Below are 8,868 nucleotides of genomic sequence, written 5' to 3' on the forward strand. Positions count from 1 at the left end.
TCCCCGAATAGGGCCTCCTACACGCGCCCCCGGCAACTGCCGATTGGCGTGTTATCGAAAATTGTTCAAAACGCGATCACTTCTCGTGCATCCATTGGTCCATTACGCCGAGCAGGTGATCCGGGTCGACCGGCTTGGTGACGTAATCCGAGGCTCCGGAATCGATCGCCTTCTCCCGGTCGCCCTTCATCGCCTTCGCCGTCAGCGCGATGATCGGCAGCCCCGCGAACTGCGGCATCCTGCGGATCGCCGTCGTCGTGGCGTACCCGTCCATCTCCGGCATCATGATGTCCATCAGGACGACCGCCACGTCGTCGTGCTGCTCCAGGACCTCGATGCCCTCGCGGCCGTTCTCCGCGTACAGCACCGACAGGCCGTGCTGCTCCAGGACGCTGGTGAGCGCGAAGACGTTGCGGATGTCGTCGTCGACGATCAGCACCTTCTCGCCGTCGAACCGGAACGTCCGGCGCTGCTCGGCCGCCTCCTGGGTCGCCCCGGCGGCCCGCCGGCCGTCCTGGCCCGCCTGCATGCGGGCCTCCGCCGCGGCGGCCGCCATGCGGCGGTGCCGGAACAGCGCGCTCGTACCGGCCTGCCGGCCGTCCGCCGGGAACGCACCGGACGCCATGCCGTGGGCCGGCGCCGGCACGGCGGGCACCGCGGGCGCCGGCGCCGCGGGCGCGGTCCCCGTCCCGTCGAGCGCCGCCTCGTCGGCCGCGCCCGCGTGCGGGCCCTGCGGGAGGCCCGTCCCGGAGCCGTACCCGTGCGGCGGCAGCTCGTTGACGTGGAGCGGCAGGTACAGCGTGAACGTCGAGCCGCGGCCCGGTTCGCTCGCCGCGTGGATCTCACCGCCCAGCAGCCGGGCGATCTCACGGCTGATGGACAGCCCCAGCCCCGTACCGCCGTACTTGCGGCTCGTCGTGCCGTCCGCCTGCTTGAACGCCTCGAAGATGACCCGCATCTTGCTCGCGGCGATGCCGATGCCCGTGTCGGTCACCGAGAAGGCGATCAGGTCGGCGTCCGGGTCGCGCAGCGAACCCGCCTCCAGGAGCTGCTCCCGGATCGACGGCGGCACGTCCGCCTTCGCCGGGCGGATGACCAGCTCGACCGCGCCGGTGTCGGTGAACTTCACCGCGTTGGACAGCAGGTTGCGCAGCACCTGCAGCAGCCGCTGCTCGTCGGTGTGGAGCGTCGCGGGCAGCTCCGGGGAGACCCGTACGGAGAAGTCGAGGCCCTTCTCCGCGGTCAGCGGCCGGAACGTCGCCTCCACGTAGTCGACCAGCTGCACCAGCGCGATCCGCGTCGGGCTGACGTCCATCTTGCCCGCCTCGACCTTCGACAGGTCCAGGATGTCGTTGATCAGCTGGAGCAGGTCGGAGCCCGCGCCGTGGATGGTCTCGGCGAACTCCACCTGCTTCGGCGACAGGTTGCCGTCCGCGTTGTCGGCGAGCAGCTTGGCGAGGATCAGCAGCGAGTTGAGCGGGGTGCGCAACTCGTGCGACATGTTCGCCAGGAACTCGGACTTGTAGCGCATGGAGACGGCGAGCTGCTCGGCCCGCTCCTCCAGCACCTGCCGCGCCTCCTCGATCTCGGTGTTCTTCACCTCGATGTCGCGGTTCTGCCGCGCCAGCAGCTCCGCCTTCTCCTCCAGTTCGGCGTTGGAGTCCTGCAGCGCCTTCTGTCGGCTCTCCAGCTCCGCCGACCGCTCCCGCAACTGCTCGGTCAGCTCCTGCGACTGCTTCAGCAGCACCTCGGTCTTGCTGTTGACGCTGATCGTGTTGACGCTCGTCGCGATCATCTCGGCGATCTGGTTGAGGAAGTCCCGCTGGATCTGCGTGAACGGCTGGAACGACGCCAGCTCGATCACCCCGAGGACCTTCCCCTCGAACAGCACCGGAAGCACGATCACGTGCGCCGGAGCGGCCTCCCCGAGACCCGACGAGATCTTCAGGTAGCCCGGCGGGACGTTCACCTGGATCGTCCGCTTCTCCTCGGCGGCCGTCCCGATCAGCGTCTCGCCCGGCCGGAACGACGTCGGCATCGACCCGGCCGAGTAGCCGTAACTGGCGCGCATCCGCAGCTCGTACGAGCCGTCGTCCTCGCCGCCCGGCTCCGCCGACCCGCCGCCGGTCGGCATGGCGAGGAAGAACGCGCCGTGCTGCGCCGAGACGACCGGCGTCAGTTCGCTCATGATGAGCGAGGCGACGTCGTCGAGGTCCCGGCGGCCCTGCATCAGGCCGGAGATCCGGGCGAGGTTGCCCTTCAGCCAGTCCTGCTCCTCGTTGGCCAGGGTCGTGTCGCGCAGGTTGGCGATCATGGTGTTGATGTTGTCCTGGAGGACCTGGATCTCCCCGGACGCGTCCACGTCGATCTTCAGGTTCAGATCGCCGCGGGTCACCGCCGTGGCGACGGCGGCGATGGCGCGCACCTGCCGGGTGAGGTTCCCGGCCATCTCGTTCACCGACTCGGTGAGGTCCCGCCACGTGCCGTCGACGTCCCGTACGCGTGCCTGGCCGCCCAGGATGCCCTCGGTGCCCACCTCGCGCGCGACGCGCGTGACCTCCTCCGCGAACGACGACAACTGGTCGACCATCGTGTTGATGGTGTTCTTCAGCTCCTGGATCTCACCGCGCGCGTCGATGTCGATCTTCTTGGTGAGATCGCCCTTGGCGATGGCGGTCGTGACGGCCGCGATCTGCCGCACCTGACCCGTCAGGTTGGACGCCATCGAGTTCACCGACTCGGTGAGGTCCTTCCACGTACCGGACACCCCCGGCACGCGTGCCTGGCCGCCCAGTTCGCCCTCGGTGCCCACCTCGCGCGCGACGCGCGTGACCTCGTCGGCGAACGACGACAGCGTCGTCACCATCGTGTTGACCGTGTCGGCCAGCTCCGCGACCTCACCGCGCGCCTCGACCGTCACCTTCTTCGTCAGGTCGCCGTTGGCGACCGCCGCCGACACGCGCGCGATGTTCCGCACCTGCGAGGTGAGGTTGTTGGCCATCACGTTGACGTTGTCGCTGAGGTCCTTCCAGATGCCGGTCACCCCGCGCACCCGCGCCTGGCCGCCGAGGATGCCCTCCGTACCGACCTCGCGCGCCACGCGCGTGACCTCGTCCGCGAAGTTCGACAACTGGTCGACCATCGTGTTGACGGTGGTGACCAGGTCGAGGATCTCGCCCCGCGCGTCGACGGTGATCTTCTTCGACAGGTCACCCTTGGCGACCGCCGTGGTCACCTGGGCGATCTGCCGCACCTGGGAGGTGAGGTTGCTCGCCATGAAGTTGACCGACAGCGTCAGGTCCTTCCAGGTGCCGGCGACGCCGGGAACCTCGGCCTGCCCGCCCAGGATGCCCTCGGTGCCCACCTCGCGGGCGACCCGGGTGACCTGCTCGGCGAACGCGGAGAGCTGGTCGACCATCGTGTTGAGGGTGTTCTTCAGCTCCTGGATCTCACCGCGCGCGTCCACGTCGATCTTCTGCGACAGGTCGCCCCGCGCCACGGCCGTGGCCACCTGGGCGATGTTGCGGACCTGGGCGGTGAGGTTCCCCGCCATGCTGTTCACGGAGTCCGTCAGGTCGCGCCACACCCCGGCCACGCCCGGCACCTGCGCCTGGCCGCCGAGCCGCCCCTCCGTACCCACCTCGCGGGCCACCCGCGTGACCTGCTCGGCGAACGCGGAGAGCTGGTCGACCATCGTGTTGATGGTGTTCTTCAGCTCCAGGATCTCACCGCGCGCGTCCACGTCGATCTTCTGCGACAGGTCGCCCCGCGCCACGGCCGTCGTCACCTGCGCGATCTGCCGCACCTGCGAGGTGAGGTTGCCCGCCATGAAGTTGACGGAGTCGGTGAGCTCCTTCCACGTACCGGACACCCCCGGTACGCGCGCCTGGCCGCCGAGTCGGCCCTCCGTTCCCACGTCGCGGGCCATCCGCGTCACCTGGTCGGCAAACGACGAGAGCTGCGCCACCATCGTGTTGACGGTGTTCTTCAGCTCCAGCATCTCGCCGGCCACGTCGACCGTGACCTTCTGCGACAGGTCGCCGTTGGCGACCGCCGTCGTCACCTGCGCGATGTCCCGCACCTGACCCGTCAGGTTCCGGAACGCCGTGTTGACCGAGTCCGTCAGGTCCTTCCACGTGCCGGCCGCACCGGGCACCTGCGCCTGCCCGCCGAGCAACCCCTCGACACCGACCTCCCGCGCCACACGCGTCACCTCGGAGCCGAACGCGGAGAGCTGGTCGACCATCGTGTTGACGGTGTTCTTCAGCTCCAGCATCTCGCCGGCCACGTCGACCGTGACCTTCTGCGACAGGTCGCCGTTGGCGACCGCCGTCGTCACCTGCGCGATGTCCCGCACCTGACCCGTCAGGTTCCGGAACGCCGTGTTGACCGAGTCCGTCAGGTCCTTCCACGTGCCGGCCGCACCGGGCACCTGCGCCTGCCCGCCGAGCAACCCCTCGACACCGACCTCCCGCGCCACACGCGTCACCTCGTCGGCGAACGTGCGCAGCGTCTCGGTCATCTGGTTGATGGTGTCCGCGAGCTGCGCGACCTCGCCGCGCGCGCTGACGGTGACCTTCTGCGACAGGTCACCGTTGGCGACCGCCGTGGTGACCTCCGCGATGCCGCGCACCTGGGAGGTGAGGTTGCCCGCCATCGTGTTGACGGAGTCCGTCAGGTCCTTCCACACGCCGGCGACGCCGGGCACCTCGGCCTGCCCGCCGAGTTCGCCCTCCGTACCGACTTCGCGCGCGACGCGGGTCACTTCGGAGGAGAACGACGACAGCTGGTCCACCATCGTGTTGACGGTGTTCTTCAGCTCCAGCATCTCGCCGGCCACGTGCACGGTGACCTTGCGCGACAGGTCGCCCTTGGCGACCGCCGTGGTGACCAGGGCGATGTCCCTGACCTGCGCGGTCAGCCGGTACGCCATCGTGTTGACGGAGTCGGTGAGGTCCTTCCACGAGCCGGACACCCCGCGCACCTGCGCCTGCCCGCCGAGCTTGCCCTCCGTACCGACCTCGAGGGCGACCCGTGTCACCTCGTCGGTGAACGACGACAGCTGGTCGACGAGGTTGTTGACGGTACGGGCGACCTTCAGGAACTCGCCCCGCAGCGGCCGCCCCGCCCCGTCGGGCCCCTCGGAGCGCAGCTCCATGCGCTGCTCCAGGTCACCGTCCGCGACCGCGGACAGTACCCGCCCGACTTCGGAGACGGGCCTGGTCAGGTCGTCGACGAGCGCGTTGGCCGCCTCGATCGCGCTGGCCCAGGCGCCTTCGCTGGCGCCGACCTCCAGCCGCTCCGACAGCTTCCCCTCCCGGCCGACGACCCGGCGGACCCGCGCGAGCTCACCGGTGAGGTGCAGCTTGCGGTCGGCGACCTCGTTGAAGACGGCGGCGATCTCCGCCATCGTCCCTTCGCCGGTGACGGTGAGCCGCTTGCGGAAGTTGCCGTCGCGCATCGCGACCAGAGCTCCCAGCAACCGCTCCAGTGCGGCGGCGTCCACCTCGACGGTTCCGCTGCTCCGGGACCGTCCGCCCTTCGCGCGCGTGCTACCGCCCCGCGCCGCTACGCCAGACTCCACCGTGTCCCTCCCGCAGGGGTTGACCGTATTCCTCGGGCTCGTGTTCGGATGCCGATCCGGCCGCGGCCCTCGCGGTGACCGCCGCCGGAATCCTTCCCAGTCTTCCACCGCGAACAGACCGGGCCATAACAGTTCGGCAGCTTCGCATAACGTCCCCGTCCACTGGGGACGGAAACAGCCGTGACCACCGCCCGCCCGGACTGTGAAGGTAAGTAACCTGGCATGCGGCTGTCCAACCGCCCCGGTCCGCCCGGCGGGGGCGGTGTGACCGTACGAGCACGGGGTACCGGGAGGGGCGGGGCCGATCATGGCGAAGCCGGGCGTCGAGACGCGTACGAGGAGTTCTGTGATCACCGCGCGGGCGGCTGCCACCTTCGAACCTGTGGGACGGTCGGTCGCGACCGCCCGGGCCTTCGTCCGGGACACCCTGCAAGGCTGGGGCTACTCCGACATCGTCGACGACGCCGTCGTCCTGACCAGCGAACTCGTCACCAACGCCATGGTCCACGCCGGTACGGCGGCGGACGTCCTGTGCCTGCGCACGGAGGACGGCGTGCGGGTCGAGGTCGCGGACCGCTACCCGGAGCGCGAGGTGCCCCTCCAGGGCGTCGCCCAGCCCACCGCGGCCCTGGACCGGGAGAACGGCCGCGGGCTGCTCCTCTGCGCCGCCCTGGCCACCCGCTGGGGCGTCGAGTACTCCCCCACCCGCAAACGCGTCTGGTTCCAGCTGGACCTTCCGGAGCGCCCGGTCGGCACGCGCCACGCGGGCCCCGCGCTCCCGACGGACCTGCTGCCCGTCGCGGACGAGCGCGTCCGGGTCGCGGTCGTGCAGATCGACCGGGCCGGCGCCATCGCGGCCTGGAACGACGACGCGGAGCACCTTTTCGGGTACGCCGCGGACCAGGTCGTCGGCAAGCCGCTCGGCGACTTCGCCGCCTGGCCGCACACGCCGGGTACGGGCACGGGCCTGGCGGAGGCGCTGCGGCTGTCCCGCTGGGAGGGCAGCTACGGCATCCGCGGCACGGACGGCCGTGTGATCCCCGTGTACGCCTCCCACCTGCGGGTCCGCGACACGCACGGCGAACCGTCGACGGTGTGCCTGCTGGTGCGCGACTACGAGCGCGCCGTCCTGCAGACCCCGCCCCGCGCTGCGGGCGGCGACTCGGCGGGCGAGGGGCGTACGGCGGACCCGTTCGAGGTGTTCATCGGCTCTCCCGCCCCGGACGACCTGGACGGTCTGCTCCAGCGCACGGTGGAGCGGGCCCGCGACATGCTCGACGGGGACGCCGCGTTCCTGCTCCTGGCGACGGACGACGAGACGGAGCTGGAGGTGCGGGCCACGACAGGCCTTCCGTCCGCCCGCCAGCGCTTCGCGCGCGTACCGGTGGAGGCGGGGACGAGCCGGTACGCGTCGGCCCGCATGCCGGCCGTCCACGAGGACCTGCTGGCGGTGCCGGGCGCGGTTCCGCTGCTGAACGGCACGGGCATGCGCTCGGTCGTGACCGTCCCCCTCAAGGTGGAGGGCCGCCTGACGGGTTCCCTGGGGGTGGCGGCGGAGTCGGCGGGCCGCTACTCGAACGAGGAGGCGCTGCGGCTGCAGTTCGCCGCCGACCGGATCGCCCTGGCCGTCGAGTCGGCCCGTCTCGGCGAGCTGGAGCGGCTGCGCCGCGGTTCGCTGAGCTTCCTGGTGGAGGCGTCGGACCTGCTCGCGGGCACGCTGGACCGGGACCAGACGCTGGCGCTGATGGCCCAGATGACCGTCCCGACGCTGGCGACGTGGTGCGCCGTGTACACGATCGCCGATCAGGCGTCGGACCCGTTCCTGTCGTACGTGCTGCACGAGGACGAGGAGCGCATCGACGGGTTGAAGGACCTCCTGTCGGGCGTCACCCCACCGGATCCGGTGCCGACGCCGGGTGCCCGTGTGTGGAACGCGCCCGCGGAGGCGGCCCAGCGGGCGGCGTTGGAGGCGTCGCGCCGGCAGTTGGGCGGGGTGTCGTCGCCGCTGTCGTCGGGGATCGGTACGACGCTGGCGACGGCGGCCGCGGTGGGCGGTGAGACGGTGGTGCTGCCGCTGGTGGCCCGCAACCGGGTGATCGGCATGCTGACGTTGGGCAAGCCGTCGGACGACCGCTTCCGCCAGGAGATCCTGGAACTGGCGGAGGACTTGTCCCGCCGTGCGGCGCTGGCGTTGGACAACGCGCGGCTGTACAGCGAGCGGACGGCGATCAGCCAGTCGCTGCAGCGCAGTCTCCTCCCGCCGGGGCTGCCGCAGGTCCCGGGGGTCGAGGTGGACGTGATCTACCGGGCCGCCGGCGAGGGCAACGAGGTGGGAGGCGACTTCTACGACCTGTTCCCGATCGGGGACGGGGCGTACGGCTTCGCGATCGGCGATGTGTGCGGTACGGGCCCGGAGGCGGCCGCGGTGACGGGTCTCGCCCGTCATGCGCTACGGCTGCTGGCCCGTGAGGGTTTGGGCGGTCCGGCGGTGCTGGAGCGGCTGAACGCGGCGATCCTCGACGAGGGGGCCCGGAGCCGTTTCCTCACTCTGCTGTACGGGGAGCTGCGGCCGCAGGAGGACGGCAGCGCGGTGTTGAAGGTGGTGTGCGCGGGGCATCCGCTGCCGTTGCGGCTGCGCCAGGACGGCACGGTGGTACCGGCCGCGGAGCCGCAGCCTCTGCTGGGTGTGATGGACGATCTGGAGTTGTACGAGGAGACGGTGACGCTGGATCCGGGCGATGTCTTGTTGTGCGTCACGGACGGTGTCACGGAGCGCCGTGAGGGTGCGCGCATGTTGGGCGACGACGGCCTGACGGAGGTGTTGCGGACGTGTACGGGTCTGACGGCCGGCGCGGTCGCGGCGCGTGTGCTGCGGGCGGTGGAGCGGTTCGCCGCGGAGCCGGCGTCGGATGACATGGCGATCCTGACGCTGCGCGTCCCGGAGCCGCACCAGCAGTAGGGTTCCGCATACGACGAAGGCCCCCCGCCGTGAGGCGGGGGGCCTTCTGTTCGGAGCCCCCAAACGGAATCGAACCGTTGACCTTCTCCTTACCATGGAGACGCTCTGCCGACTGAGCTATAGGGGCCTGTCGTTTTCGAGGTTTCCCTCGCGGCGACGTGAGAACTATACCCCGAGGAAGGCCCGAACACCTAATCGGCTGCCACGGTCCGAACGCAAACCGAAAGGGACACAAAAAAAGCCTCGGTCCGGGGAACGAGGTTCCCTGGACCGAGGCTGAAGAATTGTTCGGCGGTGTCCTACTCTCCCACAGGGTCCCCCCTGC

At 70.4% G+C, this 8,868-nt stretch carries 2 protein-coding genes and 1 tRNA gene; 1 reads left to right on the plus strand and 2 read right to left on the minus strand.

Features of this window, described 5'->3' with window-relative positions:
• Nucleotides 1-76: 76 nt before the first annotated feature.
• A complete protein-coding gene (locus tag AC07D6_RS12005) occupies nucleotides 77-5,584 on the minus strand; it encodes a HAMP domain-containing protein (protein ID WP_479043557.1) in 5,508 nt (1,835 codons plus the stop codon).
• Between the two features lie 307 nt (nucleotides 5,585-5,891).
• On the opposite strand from AC07D6_RS12005, the gene AC07D6_RS12010 reads away from it, so the two are divergent.
• On the plus strand, nucleotides 5,892-8,543 hold the full coding sequence (locus AC07D6_RS12010; RefSeq protein WP_479043559.1) for a SpoIIE family protein phosphatase: 2,652 nt from the start codon (nucleotides 5,892-5,894) through the stop codon (nucleotides 8,541-8,543).
• 54 nt (nucleotides 8,544-8,597) lie between these two features.
• On the opposite strand, the gene AC07D6_RS12015 is transcribed toward AC07D6_RS12010, so the two are convergent.
• Nucleotides 8,598-8,670 (minus strand) — tRNA-Thr (locus tag AC07D6_RS12015).
• Between the last annotated feature and the right edge of the window lie 198 nt (nucleotides 8,671-8,868).

Source organism: Streptomyces sp. NPDC045287 (genome assembly GCF_056432325.1).